Annotated in this window: 20 protein-coding genes; all 20 read right to left on the bottom strand. The window is 49.0% G+C overall.

Features of this window, described 5'->3' with window-relative positions:
* Nucleotides 1-27: 27 nt before the first annotated feature.
* Nucleotides 28-444, bottom strand: coding sequence for a hypothetical protein (locus AC0YNW_RS11360; RefSeq protein ID WP_475832038.1), 417 nt, complete (start codon nt 442-444; stop codon nt 28-30).
* 236 nt (nt 445-680) lie between these two features.
* Nucleotides 681-1,988, bottom strand: a complete 1,308-nt coding sequence (locus tag AC0YNW_RS11355; RefSeq protein WP_475832211.1) for an NtaA/DmoA family FMN-dependent monooxygenase — start codon at nt 1,986-1,988, stop codon at nt 681-683.
* 266 nt (nt 1,989-2,254) lie between these two features.
* On the bottom strand, nt 2,255-3,085 hold the full coding sequence (locus tag AC0YNW_RS11350) for a helix-turn-helix domain-containing protein (protein WP_475832210.1): 831 nt from the start codon (nt 3,083-3,085) through the stop codon (nt 2,255-2,257).
* Between the two features lie 47 nt (nt 3,086-3,132).
* A complete protein-coding gene (locus AC0YNW_RS11345; RefSeq protein ID WP_475832037.1) occupies nt 3,133-4,122 on the bottom strand; it encodes a FecCD family ABC transporter permease in 990 nt (329 codons plus the stop codon).
* On the bottom strand, nt 4,119-5,153 hold the full coding sequence (locus tag AC0YNW_RS11340) for a FecCD family ABC transporter permease (RefSeq protein WP_475832209.1): 1,035 nt from the start codon (nt 5,151-5,153) through the stop codon (nt 4,119-4,121). Before AC0YNW_RS11340 ends, AC0YNW_RS11345 begins: the two co-directional genes overlap by 4 nt.
* Nucleotides 5,154-5,229: 76 nt before the next feature.
* A complete protein-coding gene (locus AC0YNW_RS11335) occupies nt 5,230-6,051 on the bottom strand; it encodes an alpha/beta hydrolase (RefSeq protein WP_475832036.1) in 822 nt (273 codons plus the stop codon).
* Nucleotides 6,048-7,058, bottom strand: coding sequence for an ABC transporter substrate-binding protein (locus tag AC0YNW_RS11330; protein ID WP_475832035.1), 1,011 nt, complete (start codon nt 7,056-7,058; stop codon nt 6,048-6,050). The genes AC0YNW_RS11335 and AC0YNW_RS11330 overlap by 4 nt, the downstream gene beginning before the upstream one ends.
* A gap of 112 nt (nt 7,059-7,170) precedes the next feature.
* Nucleotides 7,171-8,283, bottom strand: coding sequence for a helix-turn-helix domain-containing protein (locus AC0YNW_RS11325; RefSeq protein ID WP_475832034.1), 1,113 nt, complete (start codon nt 8,281-8,283; stop codon nt 7,171-7,173).
* 244 nt (nt 8,284-8,527) lie between these two features.
* Nucleotides 8,528-9,535, bottom strand: coding sequence for an ABC transporter substrate-binding protein (locus AC0YNW_RS11320; protein WP_475832033.1), 1,008 nt, complete (start codon nt 9,533-9,535; stop codon nt 8,528-8,530).
* Nucleotides 9,532-13,248, bottom strand: a complete 3,717-nt coding sequence (locus AC0YNW_RS11315) for an ABC transporter ATP-binding protein (RefSeq protein ID WP_475832032.1) — start codon at nt 13,246-13,248, stop codon at nt 9,532-9,534. Before AC0YNW_RS11315 ends, AC0YNW_RS11320 begins: the two co-directional genes overlap by 4 nt.
* A 68-nt stretch (nt 13,249-13,316) precedes the next feature.
* Complete coding sequence (locus AC0YNW_RS11310; protein ID WP_475832031.1) at nt 13,317-14,702, bottom strand: helix-turn-helix domain-containing protein; 1,386 nt, start codon at nt 14,700-14,702, stop codon at nt 13,317-13,319.
* 240 nt (nt 14,703-14,942) lie between these two features.
* Nucleotides 14,943-15,839, bottom strand: coding sequence for a nicotianamine synthase family protein (locus tag AC0YNW_RS11305; protein ID WP_475832030.1), 897 nt, complete (start codon nt 15,837-15,839; stop codon nt 14,943-14,945).
* 144 nt (nt 15,840-15,983) lie between these two features.
* Nucleotides 15,984-19,712 (bottom strand): ABC transporter ATP-binding protein, encoded by a 3,729-nt coding sequence (locus AC0YNW_RS11300; protein ID WP_475832029.1) that lies wholly within the window; start codon nt 19,710-19,712, stop codon nt 15,984-15,986.
* 82 nt (nt 19,713-19,794) lie between these two features.
* Nucleotides 19,795-20,673 (bottom strand): haloalkane dehalogenase, encoded by an 879-nt coding sequence (locus AC0YNW_RS11295; protein ID WP_475832028.1) that lies wholly within the window; start codon nt 20,671-20,673, stop codon nt 19,795-19,797.
* A gap of 202 nt (nt 20,674-20,875) precedes the next feature.
* Nucleotides 20,876-21,343 carry a MarR family winged helix-turn-helix transcriptional regulator gene (locus AC0YNW_RS11290; protein WP_475832027.1) on the bottom strand — a complete coding sequence of 156 codons (468 nt, stop codon included), beginning with the start codon at nt 21,341-21,343 and terminating at the stop codon, nt 20,876-20,878.
* Between the two features lie 192 nt (nt 21,344-21,535).
* On the bottom strand, nt 21,536-22,159 hold the full coding sequence (locus tag AC0YNW_RS11285; RefSeq protein ID WP_475832026.1) for a hypothetical protein: 624 nt from the start codon (nt 22,157-22,159) through the stop codon (nt 21,536-21,538).
* Nucleotides 22,160-22,210: 51 nt separating this feature from the next.
* The gene (locus AC0YNW_RS11280; RefSeq protein WP_475832208.1) at nt 22,211-23,164 is read right to left on the bottom strand and encodes a tRNA dihydrouridine synthase; all 954 of its coding nucleotides are present in this window, start codon (nt 23,162-23,164) and stop codon (nt 22,211-22,213) included.
* 274 nt (nt 23,165-23,438) lie between these two features.
* Nucleotides 23,439-24,293 (bottom strand): VOC family protein, encoded by an 855-nt coding sequence (locus AC0YNW_RS11275; protein ID WP_475832025.1) that lies wholly within the window; start codon nt 24,291-24,293, stop codon nt 23,439-23,441.
* Complete coding sequence (locus AC0YNW_RS11270) at nt 24,271-24,927, bottom strand: TetR/AcrR family transcriptional regulator (protein WP_475832024.1); 657 nt, start codon at nt 24,925-24,927, stop codon at nt 24,271-24,273. Before AC0YNW_RS11270 ends, AC0YNW_RS11275 begins: the two co-directional genes overlap by 23 nt.
* Nucleotides 24,928-25,144: 217 nt before the next feature.
* Complete coding sequence (locus AC0YNW_RS11265; protein WP_475832023.1) at nt 25,145-26,206, bottom strand: suppressor of fused domain protein; 1,062 nt, start codon at nt 26,204-26,206, stop codon at nt 25,145-25,147.
* Nucleotides 26,207-26,274: the final 68 nt, after the last annotated feature.

Raw genomic sequence — 26,274 nt, 5'->3', positions numbered from 1 at the left:
GTTTAATATTTTCTTCCATTTAATATCTCATTCTACAAGAGATTTCATATCCTCAAAAACCATTTCAATTCGTTCATCTTCAGGATCACCCCTGGAACTATAGAACATCAAGACATTTGCCACTTCATATCTTCTATGTGGTACCACATTCGCTGTCGCTGTTTTATACTCAAAATCCTTTATTCCTTCCTTAACTCCTTCACTGGACGCATATACATATATACTGATTATTTCTTTATCATTAATCATATAAGATTCAGGCTCGACACCATTTAAAGTCATTTGAAATACACTATTCTTATTTATATCTACTTGTTCTCCTAAAAGAAATCCGCGCTTCTCAAACGATTCTTTTATCTGTACTAAGTTGATTACTTTCCCGTTAGTTGTACACCCTGTCATCATAGAGCACAGCACGAACAGTATCATAATTGTCTTTTTCATGGTTTATCCCCTTTACAACTGTTCTGAAATGAAGAGATTTCGTCATTGCATTCTTTGTTGTAAAAAAGATAACTACGAATTGACTAACCCTTATACGGATAGTCTAACACAGAATAGCTCAAATTCCATAAATCCCATAAATATCCTGTGTAGTAATATGCATGAGTTCCCTGTCGAGTGGAGCCTACTTTGCAGCCTTTTCGATCACGCGGAACTTGAAGCTCATGGATAACGGATTACGTAATCTCTAAATGTTCACGCAAAGTGCTCCCGCTATATTCGCTTCTGAACAAGCCTCTTTCAACCAGCTCCGGCATCAGCTTTTCAAAAAATATTGCCATCGATTTTTCTGATCCGCCTGGGAGGGCTATAAATCCGTCCATAGCTCCAGCCTCAAACCGCTCCATAATATCATTCAGCACATCCTCCACCGTCCCAACCGATACCCAGTGGGCAGATCCGACAACCTCCGGTCTTGCCAGCACCTCTTTCACTGTAGGCTGAGCCTTTGTAATATACCGGCGCAGCAGCTCGGCATGAGTCCGGCTGCGAACAGGCTGATTGGAATCAGGGATCATATCGGCAGTTACGCGTTGATCCAGAGAAAAGCCGCTTAAATCAAGACCCAGCACCGATATGAGAGAGCTAAGTCGTCGCTCCGTACTTAAATGTGCATGCGCAGCCTTATGCAATTCAAGCGCTTCTTCCCGTGTATCGGCCAGGAAAAAATATAAGCCCGGCAACACTCTGATGGTGTTCGGATCACGTCCCTGCTCTGCGGCTCTTCTTCTCAAATCACTTCGTAATTCCACTCCCGATTCCATATCCGGCATTGCCGCAAATATAGCATCCGCGACGGAAGAGGCAAAATTGCGGCCAACATCCGAAGCGCCGGCTTGAAACAAAGGAATAGGTCCCGATGGATGAGAAGGGATAGAAAGAGGCCCCTTCACACTGAAATATTCACCGGAATGATGAATTGCTGTCACTTTATCCTTATCAGCAAATATGCCCGACTCGCGGTCAATAACAATGGCTTCATTCGGAAAGCTCTCCCACAGCTTACGTACAACATCTGTAAATTCCATTGCCTTTGCGTATCTTTCTTCCGGTGAAGGCATCGGGGAATCACTGAAATTTTCTGCGCCTTCAATAGAGGTGACAATATTCCAGCCTGCCCGTCCATTACTTAGCCAATGCAAAGACTGAAGCTGCCTTGCTACTACATACGGCGGATTAAAAGTCGTAGATACGGTCGTAACCAGTCCGATTCGCTCGGTTTCACGGGCAATTGCAGCAAATATCATCGTTGGGTCAGGACTGCCGAAGCTAGCAGAATCACCAATCATCTGCGAGCTAACATACAGATAATCCGCCATGAACAGAAAATCGAGCTTTGACTTCTCCGCCATCTTTGCCCATTCAATGTAATAATGAATGGAACCCGTTTTTTCTACTTCACTATCTGGCCGCCGCCAGCTATTTCCTTTCATCCAGGTTTTATTTAAGGACAACCCAATACATAATTGTCTATCTACTGTCAATTCCATCAACCTTTCTTATCCTTATAGATTTGCCTCTAGAAAAACGCTCTGAGCAAGCACAAGCTCTAGTAGACGATTTAGTGATAATGATTCTCATTATTAAGGTATAGTTTAGCAGGGACTTAAGCAAATTCAAATACACAAATCACAAATGGGATATGCATCATTATCTAATCCGGGCTTAATGATTAGTCAAAAAGCAAAAAAGCCTGCACCACCTCAGGCTCATCACCAGTCGTTGCAAGCGTCATTCACCTATCCGTAACTCAATAGATATGATGATCTAATTGGTCTGTGTATGCGGAAGGAGACACACCGAATTTCCTCTTAAATAGTCTGCTGAAATAGAGCGGATTGGCATAACCGACACTGACCGCAATATCGCGGATCGGGAAATTGCCTGCTTTCAGCAAGTCAATGGCTCTTTCCATACGATAATGAATCACATAGTCGATTGGACGGAACCCCGTATGCTTGTGAAACAAGTAAGAGAAGCGTTTGGCACTCATGGCATGCAGACCAGCTAACTCGTCGAGAGTAAGAGGATTCATATAATGCCCGTGAATATAGGCAATAGCTTCCTCTATGACCCTTTCGCTTGGAGAAAGGCCGCTCTCTCGGTGGCTGCAGCCAATCAGAACTTGATACATAATGCTTAAAAATAATTCCTTAACCCGCAGCTTTCCAATTCCTTCAGATGTATAGGCATTCTGATGGAGCATGGTCAATAATTCGATTACTCTCGGATTTGCACCCGGTTCCAGCTTAAAATGCGAGTCGCATTCATGCGTACAATTGACGTCGTCTACCTTGTCCAATCTATAGAAAAGAGAATAATACTCGAGCTCAGATTGTCCTATCACTTGCGAGCCCAACTGCATGCCTGGAGCCGCGTGAAATACGGCCCCTGGATTTAACTCGTAGACTGTTCCATTCACATCTATTCGAGCTTCTCCGCGAATAATAAATAGAAATCCATGCTTTAAGGTCGTAAATTCACGCCATATACTTTTCGGCTGGATGACTAAGCGGTAGACATCTTCAATTTCATAACTGCCGCCAGCAAACACCTCTGCTAATCTATCCAAATGTATCAATATTCCACACTCGCTCCCTGTTGTAAAAGCTGGTTTAGTTGGGATGGTCATCTATCGCTCTTAATTAATAGGTATAAAAAGTAAGGAGCGCCAATCAAGGCGACGATCACGCCTGCCGGTATTTCCGTATTGGCTACGGCCATCTTGCCAAGAGCGTCCGCGATTACTACTAATCCGCCTCCGATTAATAAGCATCCGGGAATCATTAATTTATGCCCGCGAAATAGCCGTCTGACCAAATGAGGGACGACTAGTCCTACAAATCCAATGCTTCCACTGACCGCAACCGCTGGCGCTGCCAATAATACACTGCATACTAAAAACCAAACGCGATATTTGTTTACAGACACGCCTACACTGATGGCTACCGGATCGTGGAACTTCAGCACATCTAATATACGATGATGACGATAAATTAAAGGGACAATAATAAGGAGCCAAGGCAGCATAGCATAGACATGATTCCAATTACTATTCCCTATATTCCCTGCCAGCCACACCTTAATCATTTGATATTGCGAAGGGTCCAGCACATAGGTCAGCACAATCATACATGCGCTAATCGCAGCCGCAATAGCAACGCCTGTGTAAATGAGTCGAATGGGAATAATCCCATGATGGCGATCATAAGAAAGCAAAAATAATAAGGCTACCACGATAAAACCGCCAATAAGAGCATAGAACGGCTGAACATTCGTATGCAAGCCGGTAGAGCTATTTTGCAGGAGTAAAAATAGCATCATTGATAGTCCCGCTCCAGCATTGATCCCCAATATTCCGGGGTCCGCCAATGCATTGCGGCTTATGGCTTGCAGCAGCATGCCTGCCAGCGCCAACGCTCCGCCAACTAGAAAAGCTAGCAACATACGAGGAATTCGGAACTGAAAGAGGACAAGCTCCTGCCTTGAAGTGCCATTCCCCCATATGGTCTGCCATAGATCAGGCAAGCTTAAGCTGCTTTGACCGGTAGATATGCTAAAGATAAAACCCAGAAGTATGAATACGGCAATAATGATAAACTTCCATCTTAACTTCACGATAGCTCCCGCCTTTCTTTGCGTGCCAAAAAAAGAAAGAACGGAATGCCGATAACCGCAATGACAGCACCGACTGGAATTTCATAAGGGGCATTGACGATTCGGGCTGCCAAATCAGCAAGCACAACAAGGATAGCTCCCATAATGGCGGATAGCGGAATGATATAGCGATAATCCACGCCGACGAAGTAACGCACCAAGTGAGGGGCCATTAACCCGATAAAGCTTACCGATCCGGCTAGCGCACATGAAATCCCGGCCAACAGGAAGGCGGCTACCAGGGAGAGATTCTTTATCAGCTTAGTACGAACACCAAGTCCTTCCGCTGTCTCGTCTCCTACGGAAAGGATAGTAATCGATCTTGAAATGACGATGGCAAGCAGTAGAGCCAGGAGCATCCATGGCAGCATTTGCTGTAAATGCGCCATCTTAATGCCGCTTAACCCTCCTCCGTACCAAAAAGCCACCTGCTGCGCCACTGAAAAGAAGATGCTTATTCCTTCACTTAAGGCAGTCAGCATGGCTGATATTGCAGCGCCAGCCAATACAAGCCGAATAGGCGTCAACCCCCGTCTGCTTAATAAGCCGACACTAAATACTAAACCTGCGCCTAATGCTGCCCCTAAAACACAGAGCCAAAGCGTGCCGGTAAATGAAATCGCCGGCAGGAAAACCATGGCAATGACGAGCATGACGCCTGCCCCGGCATTTAATCCCAGAATACCCGAATCCGCTAATGGATTGCGGCTAATGCCTTGCATAATAGCCCCGCTAACGGCGAATCCGGCTCCTGTAGCCATAGCCGCAAGCACACGAGGCAAGCGAATGGTCTGGATCACATGGTGGGTAGTGGACGTATGATCATAAGCAAAGATCGACGTGAGCACATCTGAGAATGGGATTCTTTTTGCGCCTAACGCCATAGCAAGGACTAATGCTCCCATTAATAGCAAAAGCATGAATAGAAGCAATAGTATAAAGGAGAGCTTTTTTGTGCTTGTTATTGATGATTCTTGAACATTTGAGGCCAATGTTTCCAACCCTTCCCCTCCGCTTTGCAAAAAGAGCCAGCCAAGGGCCAGCTCCAATGCAGAACGAATATGCTGTCTAACTCATTTCCGATGTTGTGGCGAGCAAAAATTTCACAGCACGGCTAATCGCACCGGGTATGACGCTCACATGCTCCTCTTGCTCAAGCAGCGCCCAGCTAGCTTCAAAGCCTGGAACGCGCAGCGACATCATATCAGCGCATAAATCCAGACTATCCTTGACCATATGATCAAGCTCATCTCCACCGGCAATCATAAGCGCCTTGGGCAATTGGTTTAGCGCATTGCTTTTCATAGCTGCTTGGAACGCTTCATACTCGTCTAATACTGCGCAATCATTCCACCAGATGGAAGCACTGCTCGCGATGTAATGAGAGAACAATGCGGGTTGTGTGAATAAAGCATGCAGAACGAACAAACCTCCGAAGGAATGACCAAACAATGCCTGCTTCCGCTTATTGATGGCGAACCGCTGTGCCATAGCCGGCATTAACTCCTTTTCAAAAAAGGCAAGCAGCTCATCTGCCCCGCCAAATTTAGGCCAAGGCTCCCCATTCGGACGCTGAGGTAAATTGGCTGGATCGGCCGGCATTGTTAAATCATAGGTTCGACGCACGGTATCAAAGGCTTCGCCGCCAGGGTATCCGATGCCGACTACAATAGCGGGCTGGTATCCTTTGGGCTTGCGCGTCAACAATCGCGTGATTTCGGCAGCGGTTTCGAATAGTCCATTGCCATCTAGTACATAGATGACCCCGTATCCGCCCTCTGCAGGCTCATCAAAAGGTTTTGCGATAAAAATTTCATAGTCCAAATGATTGCTTGTACTCGTCATCAACATCGTTTCATAATTGCGCTTGACGTACGGCTGAATCATCATGGCTGCAAGAACGCCACAATATCATCCATCGTTTTCTGGTAAGCAATTAATCCGCTTGATCTCCAGTGATCGCCTTTGACGTCGAACACTTGACCAGCTTGAACAGCTGGCAGCGCAGTCCATAACGGGCTTGCTTTAATGTCTGCCAGGAATGCATCTCCCAGACCGTCATTGTTGTTAATAAATATATAATCAGCGTCTATGTCAGACAGCATCTCAAGCGAAATATCCGCAGACATTTCTCCTTCTACAAGAGCACTCTGAGCAAATCCCAGCTCACTGAGCACATAACCCCCGTAATGGAAGTTGCCGACCAAGAAGATCGCACGGGCATTCGCATTAATATAAATCGCTTTTTTACCGGCGGAAAGGCCGGCCAGCTGCGCTTTCGTTTCTTCCAGCTTAGTATTATAAGCAGCAATAGCTTCTGTCGCTTTATCCTCTAGCCCCAGCAGCTTCGCAATCGTTTCCGTTGCTTCCACTACATTGCCAAGCGCATTCTTGAACACGTAAGTTGGAGCGATTTGCGAATAGTTTTCATGAACGCCATTTTGCGCATAGAAAGCGGTTGGGAATATAATTAATTCCGGCTCCAAATCTACAACAGATTCCGGAGATGGAACGCCATTGGCAAAGCTGATTTCTTTCACGCCGCTAAGCGTATCCTGCAAGTATTGCTGCGGCTTCTCGCCTGTGGACCATTGGGCGACTGGAGTTACGCCGAGTGTAACCAAGTAATCCTCCAAACCAGGCGCGTACACCTTTTGTACCGTTCCAGGAATGTTTACGGTATTGCCTACCTGGTCCGTTACGTCAAACGCTTCTCTGGCTGCCGAATTCGATCCGTTTGCACCTGATTCATCCGTTGAGCTGGATTCGCTTGTTGGTGTAGGATCAGCCGGGGACCCAGGATCAGCTTCCTTATTGCTGCCGCAAGCTGCTAGTGCTACGGATAATAGACCCGCCATCACAACATAACTTATTTTTTTTGCATGAAACCACTTCATAATTGACTTTCCCTCTCTCCTAAATTCTCAATAATAATCATTCTCATTATTGAGTATATAAGAGATAAAGCATGTTGACCATGCAACATATTACGATCGGCCATGTACATTTTCAAGGTAGCATCATCACGGCCACTTCCTCTAGCATTCGCCTTAAAGCAACTGGAGAATATTCAAACCACGGATCGGAATGAATGACATAGATTTGTTGATGCTTCATAGCCCCTAGTTGTTTGAATCCAGCATCTCTTTGCAAATAATGCCAGGTTGCTCGAGACTCATCATCAGGGCATATAATGGTAAATAGCTTATCTACCTTCAATTGGGCTAGCTGCTCAAACGTAATTTCGGTGTTATATAGGCCAGCATACTCATAGCTGGGGACCGCTCCCAGGTCATGAAATAAAAGATGTTGAATACCTGAATTGCAATAGGCAAATATTCGCTGCTGATAGATACGGATAACCATAATCTTAGGCGGTTGAGCCGCCCAGTCTAACCCTTGACGAATTTCACTCAATCTTGCCTGATACTGCGTAATCCACTGATTCGCTTCTTCTCGTTTGTTCAACCGGGCAGCAAGCTCCGTTAAGGCGATGAAGCAATCTTGTCTATCATCCAGCCAATAGACTGGAAAATGATCCTCCATCCGTGTGACCAGCTCTGGCGGCATATCCTTGGGAGAGATGAGAAGATCCATTTGCAAATGGTATAGCTCACTCGGAATGCAATAATTTTTGTTTTTGGTTAAGGATACCTTATGCTCGATTTGATCCGGCCACAGATTATAGTAATAGGGAGTCCATTTTGCGCTTAACGGTGCAGCAAAAGGCACGATGCCTGCTGCGTGTAAATAACCCATCATATTACCGGTTACCACGCCGATATGGGATTTCTGCTGGCTGGTGTACATCGTCGGCGATATACCTTCAACCTTTTTGAACACTCGGCTAAAATAAAATTCATCGCTATACCCAACAGCCTCCGCTATTGGCTTCAATCGGGCGTCTTCCTGTTGCAAGAGCTGTTTAGCCTTTTGAATACGCAGCTGTGTCACAAACTCCATGGGACTTTGGATGAATTGCTGTTTGAACGCCGAGGAAAAGTAGCTGGGACTAAGACCCGTAAGACCCGCCAGATGGTCTAAAGTGAGCTGCTTCGTGAAATTCTCTTCTATATAAAGCCTGACCTCGCTTAAATCTGTTTTTTGCATTGGTTTTTGCATGCTTTCACCTTTACCTATCCATGAACTGATAATTATTATCAATTATACTTTGCTTTCATGAACCAAGCAATGAAGGAACAGATTATCCAGGCAATATTTATTCTGTAATTCTTCTAGAACAAAAGTAAAATCATTCATTTGACATTACAGAACACCTTTCCACGAAAAATAGTGTAAAGGTGTCCTGTTTATAAGATAAAGACTTTTTCAATAGCCTCGTTCAGTACGAAGTCATCTTTATCGCTTATTTGTTCATCGCTTTGTCGATGACATCGATTCCGTACAAAATATTGACAGGAGACATAATGGCCATGGAGAAGTTTGCTAGAAAAACACGGTCGTTTTGGACAGCATCCAGCTGATTCCAAATGACATCATTTTCTATCTCCCCAAGCTCTTTAGCAACCGTGCCATCCGTTTCAAAAATAAAAATATAATCAGGGTTTAACTCTATCAAGCCCTCCATGGATATGGTTTGAACCTCCTCATTCTGAAGGGCCGGCGTCAAGCCAAGCTCTTCATAATAAACTTTAAGCGCCGTGTAGGACTGCGACGTAAAGCCGCTGCGGCTCTTCGAGTACAGGAAGAAGGCAACTGTCTTGTCTTTGTGTGCGGCGAAATCCGCTTTCTTCTCTGCCATAATCCGCTCGGTCGAAGCGATTACTTCCTCCGCCTTGTCCTCCTGCGCGATCACCTTGGCAATCTCCCGCACTCCCCACTTCCAGTCCGTTTCCGAATTGCCCATTTTGACCGGATCGTAAAACAGAACCGGAGCGATTGCGTTCAACTGCTCGTATACTTTGTCTGCGTCGGAGCTGCTCGACAAGATCAGATCCGGCTGCAGCGATACCACTTTTTCCAGATTGATGGCATCCCATTCTCCCAGGTCTTCAATCTGTTTGTCTGCCAACGCGGGCTTCATCGACTCCATGATTGAAATATAAGAATCATACATATTTGCCGCGAAGGCAAAGTAATCAAGCGATACCAAATGGCTGAATATGACGTAGTCAGTTACAGCTATGCGCTCTGGCTCCGCCTTCAGCTCGACGCTCTTATTTTTGAAGTCCGTAATTGTTCTTGGATACAAGCCGCCCTCCGACGGTTGTTCAGCTGCTGCACTTTTCTCCGGCTGTGTGGTCGCAGCGCTCTCTGACGGGGAGACGTTATTCCCGTTATTTCCGCAAGCGGCGGCGAAAGCCGCCAATAGTAGGATGACTAGCGCGACCGAAAGAAATTTCATTGCTCTCATGATGGTATGGACTCCTTAGTCAATTTTGTTTTTTCTTGTTCGTTCCAGACCCGTGTCTCGGCCTGTAATCGTTCATTCCAGAATCGAAGATATAGACTGCAGCGCTGCATCAGTTCCTCATGATTTCCCGTATCGACTATTCGTCCCTGTTCCATCACGACAATCTGATCCGAATTGCGAATGGTATGAAGCCGATGAGCAATGACAACCACCGTCTTGCCCAGCGCAAGCTGCTGCAAAGCCTGGGTTACCATCAGTTCGTTGTCCGGGTCCATGCTTGCTGTTGCTTCGTCCAGAAGCAGAATCGGGGCGTCCTTCAGCAGTGCGCGTGCAATGGCGATTCTCTGTTTCTCCCCACCCGAAAGCCTTCCGCCGCCTTCACCGGCCATAGTATCGTAGCCATCCGGAAGCTTTTGAATAAATTCGTCGCACCTCGCTGCCCGGGCAGCGGCTCGGACCTGATCTTCCGTTGCATCGGGACATCCGAACCGGATATTATTCATTAGAGTATCGTCAAATAAATATACGTCTTGGAACACCATAGACATCTGTGACATCAGAACATCCGAACGCATTCGACGCACATCGGCGCCGCCAACGGTCACGCTGCCATGCTGTACGTCCCAGAAACGGGCGATCAAATTAAGCAGCGTCGTCTTGCCGCTTCCTGAAGGACCGACCAGCGCCGTCGTCTTCCGTTCGGGAATATGCAAGGAAACATCTTGCAGAATCTGCCGCTCCTCCACGTACGAGAACGAGACACGCTCGAATCCAATCTCGCAACCGCGTGGAGAGAGTTCCTCCTCTGGCGTCGGCTCCATAAGCGGCTCCTTGCCGAATATTTCACGCAAATTCCATAAGGCGCGCTGGAGCAAGCGTCTAAAGCCTGCCAACTCTAGCAAAGGCAACGGCTCGTACAGCCCAAGAGTAAGCAGAAGCACGAGTCCGAGCGTAACGGGATCGACAGCCCCCTGTACATACAAGCCCGTCCCCGCCGCCAGCACCGCAGCGAATCCCAGTTCGAATACGACACTGTCCAGCGCAATATAGCCAGCCAGCTTTCGATTATAGATAATGCTCCGGTCACGGTAAGCTCCCATCGCCTCCATGAAAGGATTAAGCTGGGCGCTCTTCAGTCCGAATGCCTGAATAAGTGGAACGCCGCGAATATATTCCGTAATTCGTCTGTTTGCTTCCTTACGCGGCTCATCCTGACTTTCCAGTAAGTCCGCAAATTTGTGATTGGCCGCGGCTGTCACTGCCAGTGAGAGAGGAACCCCGGCTAGTGCGATGCATGCGAGCCGCCAATCCAATGCGAATAGCAGCCCGGATGTCAGCAGAGCGGCAATCAGTCCGCGAACGGATGAAATGGCAATCGTATGGAATAACGCGCTGTTGTGTATATCTACACGCATCCGACTTTCAATAGTCGAAGCCGGGTATCCGTCGTGAAAGCCAAGCGGCAGCTTACGCAAATGAATGCCGAGCATCCTGCGCAACCTGATGCGAATACTGCCTTCAAGCTTCAATGCATGTCGTTGACCGAGAAAAAATAGTACGCCTTGCCCTATCAATGCTGCAAGAAGCAGACCGATACCCAGCCAGGCAAGCGGGTTGTTCCCCGACCACAGGCCATAGACAGCCAAGGCAGCGGATAACGGAGCCGCCGCAATAAAGGGGCTTTCCAGCACAGCGCATCCTACACTCCTGAGAAATTGCGGAAATGAGTCGGCTGTAAGCTGCTTTATAGCTCTCCATAGCATACCTGGACGCCATCCGATCAGAAGATCGCCAGGGTCCAAGTTGTCTTCCGGGTCGGCAAGCTTTGCCCTGACAGACGGCTCAGGAGCTTTATGAACTGACCGAGACGCAGACGCAGGTCCCGTAGGTTCTTCTTTCAAACTAGATGAACTGATCGCCGGACTCGTATTGTACGCCTGCCACATCTGCCGGTACAACTCGCAGCCATGCAGCAGCTGTGCATGAGTACCGGACGCACAGACCGTTCCTTCGTTCATGACGATAATCTGATCGGCATGAACGATGCTTGAGAGCCGGTGTGCGATCATCAGCATCGTCTTGCCGGAGCCGTCCCGTTTGTTCATCAGTGCGGATAAGCCAAAGCGAAGTCTTCCTTCGTTTTCTGGATCGATATAGGCGGTCGCCTCGTCCATGATCACGATAGGGGCATCCTTGACCATCGCACGTGCGATCGCAATCATTTGCCGCTGCCCGCCGCTAAGCGTACTCCCCTGTTGCTTGACTACGGTGTCGTACCGTTCGGGCAGCTGCATAATAAATTCGTGACACCCGGCTTGTTTCGACGATTCAATCACATCGGCATCACTAGCGCCCTCACGGCCCTTGCGAATATTTTCCATGATCGATTCCTCGAATAGAAATTCATCCTGGAGCACAAAAGAAAGCTTGGCCATTCGCATGTCTGCTGTCATTTCCCTGACATCCGTTCCTCCAATGGCGACCGTCCCCTCGTCTACATCCCAGAAGCGTGCGATTAGCTTGGCAACCGTTGTTTTGCCCGCTCCGGAAGGACCGACTAACGCGGTCAGCTTCCCCTCCGGCACATGAAGACGCACATTCTTCAGCACCTCCCTGTCGCCGTAGCTGAACGACACCCCGTCCAATTGGATGGAGTAGCCGTCTGGAGACTTCGGATTCAGCGGTTCAGGCAATTCCTCCTCCTCCAACAGTTCGCTGACCTCGCGAACGGCGGCTGCTATACGGAAGGAAACCATTCCGCCCATTCCCATTAGCTTGAGCAACGGCCTTCCAATCCCCATTGTGACGAACGTGAAGAACATAAGCGTTGCCAGAGAAAGCGTTCCTTCTGCATATAGCAGAGCACCAAGCGGAAGGATCAGCAACAACGGAGCACGTGACAGAATAATCGTTGCCGACTTTAGAGGCAAACTGCGCAGATGCAGCTCTGCCGTCATCCTTTCGCTTTGTGCCACCGCTTCGGCGAATTGCTCGTAGGCGCGCTCTGAGCGGGCGAAGGCTTTAATAACCTTCATGCCGTGCACGTAACGAAGCAAAGACGATGAAAGCTGCGCCTGCGCTTCTCCATACTGATGGCGATAGCCGCCCACCTTGCGCTGCACAGTCCGATACATCACAAACAAGAGAGGTGCTGCGGCCAACGCAGCCAACGCCAATCGCCAATCCAGCGCAAACATAACCACGTATGCAACAAGAGGGACTGCCAACGAAGACGCGATATCGGGAATCAGGTGAGCGACACCCTCCTCAATCCGCTCTACCTGCTCATGCATCGTATGCTTCAACTTTCCTGTATCCCGCTTCTGAGAATAACCGAGCGGCAGCCGGGCGAGCTTGCGGGCCAGCGCCAGTCTGAGATCATACAATAGCTCGTATGCCGTGCGGTGCGCCAAATTATGTGCGCCCATCATCGTCAACGCCTTAAGCAAAATAGCAGCTACTGCAGCTCCGCCGAGCCATGCAACCGTGGCAGCTCCGCTGGATGCAGGCTGCTCCAACATCATGCGAACCAATGCGTAGACCAGTAGAAACGGCGCCACACCAAGCGCAGCAGACATTGTGGCGAGCGCTGCCGAGCCTGCGATCAGAAACCGTCTGTGCTGTAGAAACTTCGAGATCTGCCGAACCGCATAAAGCCCGCCGCTATACGGATCAGTCGGAGGGCGGGATTTGTTGTCAAGAATATGTGCCACCTCCTTAGAAAATGAGATTCATTCTCAGTAGAAGTGTAACAAAGTTTTACCTCAATAGGAGTACACAATTATTCAATAAAAGGTGGACGATTATCTACATCGGCGATCGCTCTTGACAGCAAGCGCGCTTCACTTGGCGACATGCCTGTATGCCGCCTAAAGACGCGGCTGAAATATTGGGGATCGTCATAGCCTACGAGCATGGCGATTTCTCCAATCGGGCTTTCGCTCATCCCGAGCATCTCGCGCGCCCGGCTGATGCGGTATTGAAGCACATAATCAATAGGCCTTATTCCGATATTTTTATAAAACAGGTAAGAGAACTGCCTGGTGCTCATTCCCTGTAATTGGGCGAGATGTTCAAGCGTCAGCGGTTCTGCATAGTGAGCATGAATGTATTGGATCGTACGCTCAATTGCCTCCAAATGGCGCGGATTAAGCTCTGCGAGGTGACAGGCGGTGAATACTTCGCCGAGAATGGACATGAACAGCTCCTTCTTGCGAAAATTCGTCAGTTTCCCAGGGATAACCGCCGTTTGATGCAGTCGCTCAAGCAGTTCTACGATGCGCGGCTGCAAGCCGGGCCTCAAGGCAAAGTCCTTGGGAATCCCTTCTGCATACACCTCATCCTGCCCGCAGAGTCGATAATGGATCAGATAATATTCGAATTCCTCCCCATTGCACGGCGACAAACTCATTTGCTCCCCTTCAGAACCATGGCAGACGACACCTGGCATCAGCATATATTCCTTCCCGTAGAAGGACATTATGGCTTGTCCCTGAACTGCGAACAGAAAACCATTTTTCGGCAACGAATAGCCTTCAAGCTTTTGGCCTGGCGTTATTGCCATACGTATAACGTCTTCCACCAAAAAAGCCATTCTGTTAAATCTGTCGGCAAGCTCTTCGATCAATGCGTTCGCATGATGCCCCTTCTCGTTCCTCCTTGAATCCGGCCTCTGCTCCATCCGAGACAGTCGGAGAGTTTCCTTCAGTATGCGCTCATATAGTTTTTTGATCTTGATTGTGGAAGTAGGCATCGGTTGTCTGGAGATAAGGCACAGCTTCCGCAGAAGCTCGAACAGCCCTTCGTCCTCGCCTGTCTCCAATTCGAAAGCGGTCGACAAATACCGCAGATTGGACAGTGCTTGTACCCCTTTGTCCGGGAGGTACTGTACAAGCACCCCTTCAAACTCTTCCGCACCTACAATGATCTCCAAGTTTTGTCCATATGCGCAATGTATCGCCTTCCCGGGCTTCAGCTCATACCAGGCGTCATCGATCCGAATTTGCGCTTCTCCCCGCAACCCATAGAGCAGACCGCAGTGCTGAGTCGGCCGCTCCCTATGCTCTTTCGTCACGATTCCAGCTTGCAGAATCAGCAGGTGCACACCATATATCGTCATCGGAACCCGGTTAAATTCCTCCGCAATTCCGCTCACATCCGTCCTCAAATCTATCCCTCTCCTTGATTTCCGTCGGCGTTATCCGGATCCATTCTCATTTCATATCGAACATTTTCCAAACGATAACACTTCTCATTTAGCCTGTCAACGTAATACTCGAGCTTCAAATCCGCAGGCGTGAACGACTACTTCAAGTTGCCGATTCGTTCTGTCAAGCATCACCTTACCGGGATACATAACGTTGCTTGTGTCATCACAAAATAAAAACAGTCTTGCGACAAAATACATCTATCGTATACTGCAAGAACAATTTCTCATACGTTCAAGAAACAAAGTCGAATTGATGACCAGATTTTCTTGTGGACATGTTCGTCCCAGAATAAGCCACCCCTGCTTGTTCAACTGCGCTTCATCAATCGCTTCATACATAATTTGCCTCATCCCCTCTGCTGTGCGAACAGCTACTAGAGGATCAGAAGCAGTTTGATTAATTCGTTCAAGCACTTCCATCTTATTGCGAACAAGACTAGCGACAAAGATTTGGCTATAGGAGCTGTAGTCGAATTCTGATCCATTCCCCATCACAACCGTAACTTTATCCGCTAAGCCGAGGCGCTCAAGTAATAAACATGATGCCTCATAGGCAACAGAATCCATTTCCAGACAGATCACATTGGCATCACTTAATTGGTGTAGAATAATCGCACTTAGCGGCATCGGCCCACTGCCTACAAAGATCATTGGCAACTTCTCTGCGTGACCTTCCTGGCGAATGAACGGTCGAAGCGTGGACAGTTCCTGACTTACTAGAGCCCTGTAAATAGTCCAGGCAGATAGCCTTGTTAAGGGATCTAAGTCAGAACTCTCAGAATGGCAAATAGCGCGAGAATCATTCAGCTCTGCCAGAAATTCGGCTTCTGACAGCTTATCCTGCAATTTACGGTGGTTGCTTTGAATATACTCGTTGCTTAGAACGGATTGTATCTCCTCAGGTGAATAGCGGGGGCGTAACTGAAGGGAAAGATGACTCATGATGTTCTTGACTACATGATTAGCAGGAGACAGATCTAATTCCTTCTGAAGAAGCTCATTGGCTACACGGATAAAATCGATAAAATGGTCAACCATTTGTGTTCTTGGGACGTTAACTGTATGTATTGTAGAACTAGTTGAATAACCTTTCATTTCCCCAGTTCCTCCCTCACTCTACAACCTTTCTTACTACCAGCTATATTCATATGGTCAAAGATTTAGAAGAATATTGGGGAGATATACAGTCACCGGCGGGGATCACCAAAAAGCGGAAATCCCGAGCCGGATTTGCAAAAATTAAGCTTTCACTTCTTCAATCGTTCTGCGCATCACCCAGCCTTGGGCACGGCGGCGCTCCTCCCAGAAGCGGCGGTAAATGCCGCCGTTCGCGAGCAGTTCCTTATGCGTGCCCGACTGCGCAACCCTGCCGTCGTCGATTACGACGATATGGTCGGCACGGCGAACGGTATGCAGTCGATGGGCAATAATGACGACCGTTTTGTCGCGGGCCAGCTCCTCGAACGCCTCCTGAATATAACGTTCGTTGTCCGGATCGACGCTAGCCGTCGCTTCATCCAACAATATAATCGGTGCGTCCTTCAATATCGCCCTCGCAATCGAGATGCGCTGCCGCTGGCCGCCCGACAGCAGCCCGCCGCCTTCGCCCACAGCCGTATCGTAACCGTCCGGCAGCTTCATAATAAAATCGTGACAGCGGGCTTTCCTGGCCGCTTCCTCCACCTGCTCCATACTAGCGTCCGGGTTGCCGTATCGGATATTGTTCGCCACCGTGTCATTGAACAGATACACGTCTTGGAACACAAAGGCCAGCTGCCGCATCAATTCATCAGAGCTCATGCTGCGCACATCCGCGCCGCCGATCGTCACCGCGCCCCCTTGAACATCCCAGAAGCGCGCAATCAAATGCAGCATCGTCGTCTTGCCTCCGCCCGAAGGGCCGACAATCGCCGTCGTCCCCTTCTCCGGGATGACCAGATTGAGGCCGTTCAGCACCCGCTTATCTCCGTAGCCGAAGGTGACGTCGCGGAACGCAATCTCGGCGCCTTGTATCGGTCGGCGTTCCGATGTCAGAACTGGCATGTCCCTGGCCTGGATAATATCGTTCATATGATGTACCGTTGTCGCGAACATGCGCTTGAACAGGGCATAATCCATCAGCGGCAGCGGCTCATAGAAACAAATTGCCAAGACAAGAAACACCATGAAGGTTGCCGGTTCCAGCGTTCCTTGCCCGACGAACACACCGCCAACGATCAAGACTAGCGCCAAGCCCAGCTCGAAGGAAATATGATAGACGGCCGTATACGGCGTTAGCCTCCGATTGATCGCAATACTGGCATCTCTATAGTTGTCGATCGTTTCCTCATAGCTTTGCATCCGGCTGCCCGTCAGTCCGAAGGAACGGATGACAGCTATGCCGCGAATATATTCCAAAATTCGGCTGTTGGCTGCCTGCCGTGCAGCCGACAGCTTCTGCATAATCTCCTTCAGCTTCCGTTCCGCAAGCCATGCCGAGACAACGCTGAGCGGGACGCCTGCCAACGACACGAGCGCTAGCCGCCAATCCAGCCACATCATCGCTATCAGAATCAATGGCGGAATGACGCATGCTTTAATAAGACCGATGACGATGGAAGGCACATAGATGTAGGTGGACGCGTCCGTTTTCACCCGCGATTCCAGGACAGAGGCATCCTTTTGAAGGAAAAAGCCGTACGGAACCTTGCGCAGCCGGTCGCCCAAATACAGACGAATATGCGTCAGGAAATGGCCGAACAATGGAAACGACCATTTATTCGTCAGGAAATAAAACACCGATTGGCCAGCAAACATCAACGCCATCCAACCGGCCGCTTGCCACGCCTCGTCGGGTCGACCGGCAAGTAATTGATACAAGACGGCGACCACGGCAATGGAACCAAGCGCAGTAAACACGTTTTCCATAAAGCTGAAGATGAGTGCGCCTCGCAGCCGATTAGCCTTCTCGCCCGCCAGCAGCAGCGACTGCCGAAACTCCGACATCTCCGCCAAATGCCGGTGAGGATCGTCCGGCACCGGAGTGCCTCCACCCAGCTTGCCGAACGCCTGTGAATCCTCTGTGAACGGTTCGCCTGCCTGCGTCTCTAACGACAAATCCGGGGCCGCCACCGCCGCAGTCACCGAGTCCAGAACGGGCTGATCCCCTTCCAAATCCTCCGTCCCGGCCTCATACGCCTCCCACAGGCGGCGATATAGTTCGCTCTTCTGCAGCAGTTCTCCATGCGTCCCGACAGCTGCGACGCTCCCCTCGTCAATGACGGCAATCTGGTCGGCGTATACCACAGTGCCAAGCCGATGGGCGATTGCCACAATCGTTTTGGGCTCGCCATTGGCAGGATGAAGCAACCCCGCGATCGCATCCTGAATGTGGGCTTCGTTCTCCGGATCGACAAGCGACGTCGCCTCGTCCAGCATGATAATAGGCGCATCCTTCAATATGGCGCGAACGAGACTGATCCGCTGCCGCTGACCGCCGCTAAGTGTCATACCGCCTTCACCGACAGCGGTATGATAGCCATGCGGTAACTGTTCAATGAATGTATGACAGCCAGCCCGGAGAGCGGCAGCCATAACCTCCTCATCCGTAGCACCAGGCTTGCCTAGCCGGATATTGTCCATGACGGTTCCCTGGAACAAGTAAGCATCCTGGAAAACAAACGACACGAGCGACATCAACCGCTCCTCGCTCATCTCTCGTACATCGACACCGCCAATCGTCACACTGCCGCCATCCGTATCCCAGAAACGAGGCAGCAGGCGAGCTATTGTCGTTTTCCCAGCTCCTGACGGTCCTACCAGCGCAGTCATCGTTCCTGCGGGAATCGTAAGCGATACATCACGGAGCACAGCTTGCTTGTTATAAGCAAAGGTCACGTGTTGGAATTGGATGGTCGCATCCTTTGGCTTCTGCGGCTGATCTGCCGATGCCATTTCCTGTTCCTCCAGCATCTTGCTTACATTCTTGAGTGATGCAGCCAAACGAAAGGCCGTCATGCCGCTTGAGCGGAGCATTTTGAATAAAGCCGCCCCTACCCCTAATGACATCAGAATGAAAAAGATAAGCACGGGAACGGTAAGCTGCTCCTGAGCGATCAACCAGATCCCTGCCGGGATAACAATCAGCAGCGCTGACCGGGAGAGCAGCACGGCAATCGTTTTGGCTGGCATGCCTTTGCGCTCGATTAAGGAGGAAGTCTCCGAAAAATCACGAACCGCTTTGGAATACGTCTCGAACGCCAGCTCCGTGCGGGAGAAGACGCGAATGACCTTCATTCCGTATACATAATTAAGAATAGCGCTGCTGACCGCCGCCCCCGCTTTGCCGTACCCGGCTTGAAGCGGTTTTAGATAGGTCATAACTAGTGCGTAGCCACCCACCGTCACACCTATGAAAGCAAGCACCGCCAGCCCCATCCGCCAATCCATGGTGAACATGATGGCAAAGGAGAGAATCGGCAAAGCTGTGCTTGCTGTAATATCCGGCAGCAGATGGGCAATGCCTTCCTCCAGCTGCTCTACGTCCTCATTCAAGGTGTGCTTGATCTTGCCGCTGTCCGTCCGGTCGAAGTAGCCGAGCGGCAGCTTCGCCAGCTTATCCGCCAAGGCCATGCGAACCTCGTACACCACGTCATAGGCGACGCGGTGCGTCCAATTCGTCGATAATGACGTCAGCAGCCCTTTGAGTGCAATCGCAAGCAAAGCTGTCCCGGCAAGCGCGAGCAGCTGCGCTTGATCGCCAAGCAGCCCGCCGTCCGTCAAGCCCTTGCAGATCTGATAGATAACCCAGTAAGGAATAAGCCCCATCAGGGTAGCAACAACGCCCGTTGCAATCGAGCCGGTGAGCGCCGCCTTCCGCTTAAGCAGGAACGGCTTTAAACGAGATACGGGGGAAGGCGGCTTCGTTTTTTGTCCTTTCGGCGCTGCTGTTGGTTTAGTTTGTATCGCTTTGGATTCCGTATGAATCACCCCTTGATATTTCGATAATGATAATCATTTTCAATTATAACAAGGAGATATTGGGATTTCAATACGAAATAATAGCGCGTTCTTACGCCAATTTTTCCAACCATACGGCAAGCGCTTCGCCGACTGCTTCGGGCGCGTCTTCTTGCGGATAGTGAAGACCCGGTACCGTAACTTCCGTCTGCGATGGCCAAGTACGGCAGAAATGGACGTGGGCTTGCTGCAATCTGCCGGGTTCGCAATGAACGAACAGCTTGGGAACGGAACTCTTCGCCAGAAATTCGCCGTATTCAGTGACAATCGCGATTACATCGGCCGGATCGCCGCCGATCGGAAGCTGGCGTGCCCAGCTGAGCATAGGACGGCGGCTTTCACCCGGCTCCAAGAATGGACGGCGGTACTGGGCGATCTCTTCATCCGTCAACTTGCGCAGGATGTTAACCGGCAGATTGAACTCGATGAACGAATTTTGCTCCAGCACCATTCGTTCCCCTTCTGGCGACCGAAGTGCTTGGAACACCTGGCGCCCTTCCTTCGACATATCATTCCAGTTGCCGGGCATAATGATCGCCTCCATATAAGCGATGCCTTTGACCGCACCGGGATGACGCTTCGCCCAATCAAATCCCAGTGCCGATCCCCAGTCGTGCACGACGAACGTCACACGCTCGCTGACTCCCAGCTGTTCAAGCAGCTTGTCGAGATAGCGGCGGTGTTCGACGAAGGTATATGCGTGAGGACCGCCGTTCGGGAGTTTATCGGAATCGCCCATGCCGACGAGATCAGGCGCGATACAGCGGCCAAGCTTCCCGGCGTAGGGCATAATGTTGCGCCACAGATAGGAGGATGCCGGATTCCCATGCAAGAAGACGATCGGGTCGCCGCTTCCCTCCTCTACATAAGCCATCTCCACTCCGAATACTTGCATGCACTTTTTCTCGTACGGAAATGTTGTATTCATCATTGCACATCTCACCCTCCATTTTTTTGTCTCTCTTGCATACGCTCAAATTGATATCGTACGATCTAGACGGCATGCGTTAGCAGCCTGCTCGAAGTTCAAATAAACGGATACCCAATTCGAATCGGGGACATATGATGCGGGTGCTTCGTTACACCGTTCCACGTCAACAGCACTTCCGCGAGAGTCGCTCCTCCACTTCCTGTCATCCTTCTGTCTCTTCCTTCTCGGTCAAATTGCGAAGCACGGTTTTCAGCATGCACAGCAACTGGTCATACTCCTCGTCGCCGATGCCCTTCCGTGTCTTGTTCTTCACACGGGCTAGCGCTTCTTGAACCTTCGGCACGACATCCTGCCCTGCATCGGTCAAATAAAGCAGCTGATAGCGATTGTCGGCGGGATTGGCTTCTCTCCGCACATACCCTTCCGCTTCCAGCTTCGCAATCGCCTTGGCGGTCGTCGTCTTGTCGATGAGCAGCGTCTCGCTTAGCTCTTTCTGTGTGACGGGCTGCCGAAACGCAACAGCCATCAGAAAAATATACTGCCCGCTTCCGATTCGGAATGGTGCCAATTCCGCCGAGATCAATACTTGCATGTGACGGTATATGGCCGAGATATATGGACCATGCGATTCCCCTCCGCCTTTGTCATGTTGCCGCCAATTTTCGTTCAAAACTTCACCACCTCAAATAGGATGTTATTGCAACTAATTTCAATATATGCGATATAGGATGGTATTGCAACTATTATTTATGTGGCTCGTCACAAAAATACACCCCCTAGAATTTCATTGGAGGTTCCAATGTGTATTCTAAGGGGTGCACTTCTTCTTATTTGTGAGTATGCTAGCTCCGGTTCGATTTAATCAACTGCATTTCTTTATCACTTTCTCCACTCGTTTTCGTTTTGTTTCTTTTTCAATATCGCCGAGTCGTGAGAAAAGCGTCTTAATGAAAAGGGTTTTGTTTTGATCGTTGACGATGGAAACGGCATTCTCCGCATACATGGGAAGTTGATTTGTGGGACATCTCTTAAGCTGTTCGATGAGTAAGGTGAATGCATGATTCGCATAGGGTTCCACAGAACAAAGTTTAATCAGGATATTTACTCCGTGATCCTTGGTGATGACTGATCCTTTGTCCGTACTGTCAACAATTTTTTCAAGCGATGCATAGATGACTTCCGGATTTTCCAGAGTTATCGCGTCTAGCGCTGTCATAGCTCCCCAAACCAATCGATTGTTCCTATGATCAAGCAAGGTTAAGAACTCTTTGCTGTATTCAGCGATCAAAGCCGGCTTAAGATACCCAATCTCATAGAGAACTTTCATACAATCGCTTTGAATGTTCTTGTCTTTGTTAGATAAGTTAGCAATAAGCTCTTTCACAGCTTCGCAATCTTCTCTTTCGGCAATATCTCGCGCCAGTTCCTGGTTAGGACCTTCGTCTTTGCGGTTGAGTGACGTTGCTAATTTGTCGATTATGGTCATCTGTTTATCTCCTGGTCTAGGTATCTCACTTTATTGGAAGCGTACCTATAGTTAACTATTCCTATCCTCATGACTATTCTCTTCAATCACAGCATCCACATTCTTTTCAAAGGTATGAAGAAGCTCACGCACTTCATCCGTTGACTTCGTGCTCATCAATTGATTTCGCAGTTCACTTGCCCCTCGAAATCCTTTGACATAGATCTTAAAAAATCTTAAAAGTGTTTTAAATGGACGTAGCGTTAATTCTGTTGCATATTGATCATGAAGATCAAGATGCAATCTTAACAGATCCAGCAATTCGTCACTGCTATGTTCTCTCGGCTCTTTTTCAAAGGCAAAAGGATTATGGAAGATACCTCTCCCAATCATGATCCCATCCACACCATATTGCTCAGCAAGCTCCAGGCCCTTTTGCCGATCAGGAATATCTCCATTGATGGTCAACAGAGTATCTGGTGCTATACGATCACGAAGCTGCTTAATTGCCGGAATCAGTTCCCAATGGGCATCTACCAGGCTCATTTCCTTTCTTGTACGGAGATGAATAGAGAGGTTGGCAATATCTTGTTTCAAAATATGGGTTAGCCAATCCTGCCATTCCTCTATATCGTTGTAGCCAAGCCTCGTTTTCACACTAACCGGTAATCCTCCCGCTTTTGCTGCTTGAATAATATCTGCCGCAAGCTCTGGATGCAGAATAAGGCCGCTTCCCTTACCTTTCGTTGCAACATTGTGTACGGGACATCCCATATTGAGATCCACACCTTTGAAGCCAAGCTTAGCCATTCCCATACTCATTTCCTTAAAATATTCAGGCTTATCCCCCCAAATATGGGCAACCATCGGTTGTTCATCCTCAGTGAACGTTAAACGTCCCCGTACGCCATAAGTCCCCACAGGATGACAATAGCTCTCCGTGTTTGTAAACTCTGTAAAAAACACATCGGGTCTGCCTGCTTTACTTACGACATGACGAAAAACAACATCCGTCACATCTTCCATTGGTGCTAGTATAAAAAACGGGCGAGGTAAATCACGCCAAAAATTATTATTCACTACGTGCTCAAATCCTCTCACTATAGATACAACGCGATTAGCATTGACGCTTCAACTACAACTAGTCGTAGAGACATAGTATCACATCTTAGCTATTTTAACCCGGTTGTTGTAGCCATAACACGATCAAATTCCCTGGTAAATTTCTCACCGTACGAAAAAAGAAGAGCGCTTTGCCGCTCTCGACAGCACTCTTCTTTGAATCAAATGTATGGACTGCTTAAGTAAGTTTACATGATGGCTGTTGCTTTAGGACAAGGGTCGCTCCATGGCTCTCGTGAGGTTGAATGGCCAAGTCTTCGTCAAGCGAAGCCGACGTTAGCAAATGAATTTCCGCCAATCGGTATTCATCTGACTTGCGAAGTATGATTTTATGTTGTTTTTCAAATATCAGCTCGCATTGTTTTCCTTGTTGGGAGTAATTGACCCTGGGCCCAAGCGGTTCATATTTCAATATCCATGCCTCAAGATCCGGCACATCGATCACTAGACAGTCGATGCCCAGAACACCATTGCGATGATCAAGCTCATGCTCGAGGCAAGCAATCGGAGGATGGTAGGCGCTCATCAAAAAGGGCATCGTATATTCTTCGAACACCGCAATCCACCACGTTTGCTTGATGCCATCGGGCAGCTTTTTGCTTAACTTGATTTTATTGCCCACACGCGCACCGGCTTGCTTCATTCCTTCGAGATTAGCCTCTGCCTGTTCAACGGGTACGCTATCCATGGCATAGTCCGTAATCCCTTCCTTGCTTGCGATGTAGTGCATATATCGCTTAATCATAGCCGGATTAATAGGTCGAAGAAGCTTAAGCAGCGCGAGAATCAGCTTGTCGGCCACATTCATCGGCTTTGGATTAAACAATTCAAGAAAAGAGCCGTCCCGAAAATAAATAAACGCATTGTGAGCTTTCTCGGGCGACACTCGATAAGTTACCGTAAAACCCAGTTCTTCATAACGGCTTGCGGTTTGCTTTAAGCGGTTGGTTTTAATTAATACATGCCCTATTGCAAAGGTGCTCATGTTGTATTCTCCCTTCGGTTTTTGCTCATTGGCGCAATTCCCTTTCATTCTGGGCTGTTCCTCCCCCTTCTTCCAGCAAGGTTTTCCAGCCCGCTTGCATAAAGGGAATAAGATAGCGCATATAGTCCATCGCTTCCTCGTAGGTCATCCTGGACGCAACGGCTTCCAATATGCCCCAATAGCCCTGTTTGACAAAAATAGCGATAACACGCATAGAAGGATAATTTCGCAGCTGTCCCATAGCCACGAGTTTGTCCATATAAAGCCGCGTTGCTTCAATGTCGGCTTCGATCCATTTATCCGCGAAATTCTCCAAGGACGAACCTGCCGAGCCGTTCACCAGCATATTGAATTCATCAAACCATCGGTACATATATTCGACGAATCCCAGCAGCATACGCGATGCAACAGGCATTCTCGACTCCAGCTCGTTGTGGTCCAATAACTCGGATTGAACGCTTGAGGTGTGCTGGATCACAACATTGAATTCATCCAGCACGGGCTTCGTTATGGCTTCGAACATCGCGTTTTTATCCTCGTAATAACGATAAATGGCGCCTGTCGTCATTCCGGCCCTTTGGGCTATGGACCGCATATTCGCCCCCAAGAAGCCTTTTTCCAGAAACTCGTCTTTTGCGCATTGCAGCAGCTTTTTTTCCGTCTGTTCGGCTTTCTTGCTCATAGTTCGCAGCTCCATTCAAAAAATAACAATGTTATTTTATCATACCATACTAACCTGTCGATATTCCAATCTGTTTACAAACAGCTCTTCTCGCGATCATCCTTGCGGGTCCAGAAAATGACAAAAGAGTCTTCGTTCCGCTAAACAGGCGGCTCAAAGACTCTTCATTTCGCTGGAGGTCTACTTCTCTGTGAAGGTTACTGCATAACACTTTCCTCTAGCCAATCGCGGATACGATTTGGCCGTCTTGATCTCTAATGTAGGTTTTCACAATTTGCACGTTCAGCCCTTTGAAGGAGGACAATGCCAGCACGCCTTCCTTGGGCTGAAGCTTACGGGATAATTCGGCGGCACTCGCCTCGTCGAGTCGGACGCGAACCTCATCCTCGCCTTCCTCGTAGCCCACGGCCTCTCCAGGCTCCAAGACGATCTGAATATCAGGGCCTGACAACCGGAGCGATTTCCCTTTCATAATACGTCCTGAAAGCATCTTTCCTACAACTTCGGCTTGCTTGGCCCCTAGACTAAGCACGGCCGGCGTTTTGCCAAATAGACGCTTCTTGGCCGATTCCCAATCCAATTGATCCACATATAAAAAGCCCGTGTTGGACCCATCCCGTTCAATCCCTCTCTGCACCGCTTCGGCTATCTCAGATATCTGCATGAAAGAATCACGTGCTAGATCCGTGATATAACCCGGCATAAGCTCCTCACAAGCTCTCAGCAGGCCCAGCGTATTCCAAGTCTGCATCGCTTCAAGCTCGCTGCCCGTGATACCTACCATTTGCAAAAACTGTACCCGTCCGTTCGGCGTGTCTGCTTCGGGAAGCTCAGAGTCCGCGATAAAAGCCAGCGCCGTCAGCTGTGTATCTGCCCCCTCACAGATCGGACCGTTGGCATCCAAGTAATCGCCCGACCGAAAGATATTGCCACTGTTGAACACATATCTGGCCATATTTTGCAGCAGGTTGAGCGCCCAGGCTGGAGGCTCCTCCTCTGTGTCCTCCCGTACCAGCCGAAAGGTCAGCTCAAATCCGTAACCGCTGTGCTCGGCATCATCTGATTCCTTGTCGTACAGCTCTGAAAACCCAAACGTCACAATATGCCAATGCGGCAAGGGATGCTCCGCCTTGTATGCGCTTAGACCGTCAAGCGGATCTGGACCTCCCAGCATGTAAGAAATTAGCGTGCCGTAATGCTTTGGCTCCTGATCTCCGTAGAGCTTGGACATCGCTTGTTCAATGGCGTCCCATCCGACTGTAGTTGCTTCTTCGTTCATTATCTTTCCTCCACATACAGGACTTTATTTCCAGAAAAAAGGATGTTATATATATCGTCCGTCGCGGC

The organism is Paenibacillus sp. J31R120, assembly GCF_056269225.1.
This window is presented reverse-complemented; position numbering and strand designations above follow the sequence as displayed.

Bases quoted from the DNA above. Each gene is read 5' to 3' on its own strand.
- AC0YNW_RS11360 (WP_475832038.1), bottom strand. From the start codon at position 444: ATGAAAAAGACAATTATGATACTGTTCGTGCTGTGCTCTATGATGACA.
- AC0YNW_RS11335 (WP_475832036.1), bottom strand. From the start codon at position 6,051: ATGATGATTCAGCCGTACGTCAAGCGCAATTATGAAACGATGTTGATG.
- AC0YNW_RS11330 (WP_475832035.1), bottom strand. From the start codon at position 7,058: ATGAAGTGGTTTCATGCAAAAAAAATAAGTTATGTTGTGATGGCGGGT.
- AC0YNW_RS11325 (WP_475832034.1), bottom strand. From the start codon at position 8,283: ATGCAAAAACCAATGCAAAAAACAGATTTAAGCGAGGTCAGGCTTTAT.
- AC0YNW_RS11320 (WP_475832033.1), bottom strand. From the start codon at position 9,535: ATGAGAGCAATGAAATTTCTTTCGGTCGCGCTAGTCATCCTACTATTG.
- AC0YNW_RS11305 (WP_475832030.1), bottom strand. From the start codon at position 15,839: ATGAAAGGTTATTCAACTAGTTCTACAATACATACAGTTAACGTCCCA.
- AC0YNW_RS11295 (WP_475832028.1), bottom strand. From the start codon at position 20,673: ATGATGAATACAACATTTCCGTACGAGAAAAAGTGCATGCAAGTATTC.
- AC0YNW_RS11285 (WP_475832026.1), bottom strand. From the start codon at position 22,159: ATGACCATAATCGACAAATTAGCAACGTCACTCAACCGCAAAGACGAA.
- AC0YNW_RS11280 (WP_475832208.1), bottom strand. From the start codon at position 23,164: ATGGAAGATGTGACGGATGTTGTTTTTCGTCATGTCGTAAGTAAAGCA.
- AC0YNW_RS11275 (WP_475832025.1), bottom strand. From the start codon at position 24,293: ATGAAAGGGAATTGCGCCAATGAGCAAAAACCGAAGGGAGAATACAAC.
- AC0YNW_RS11270 (WP_475832024.1), bottom strand. From the start codon at position 24,927: ATGAGCAAGAAAGCCGAACAGACGGAAAAAAAGCTGCTGCAATGCGCA.
- AC0YNW_RS11265 (WP_475832023.1), bottom strand. From the start codon at position 26,206: ATGAACGAAGAAGCAACTACAGTCGGATGGGACGCCATTGAACAAGCG.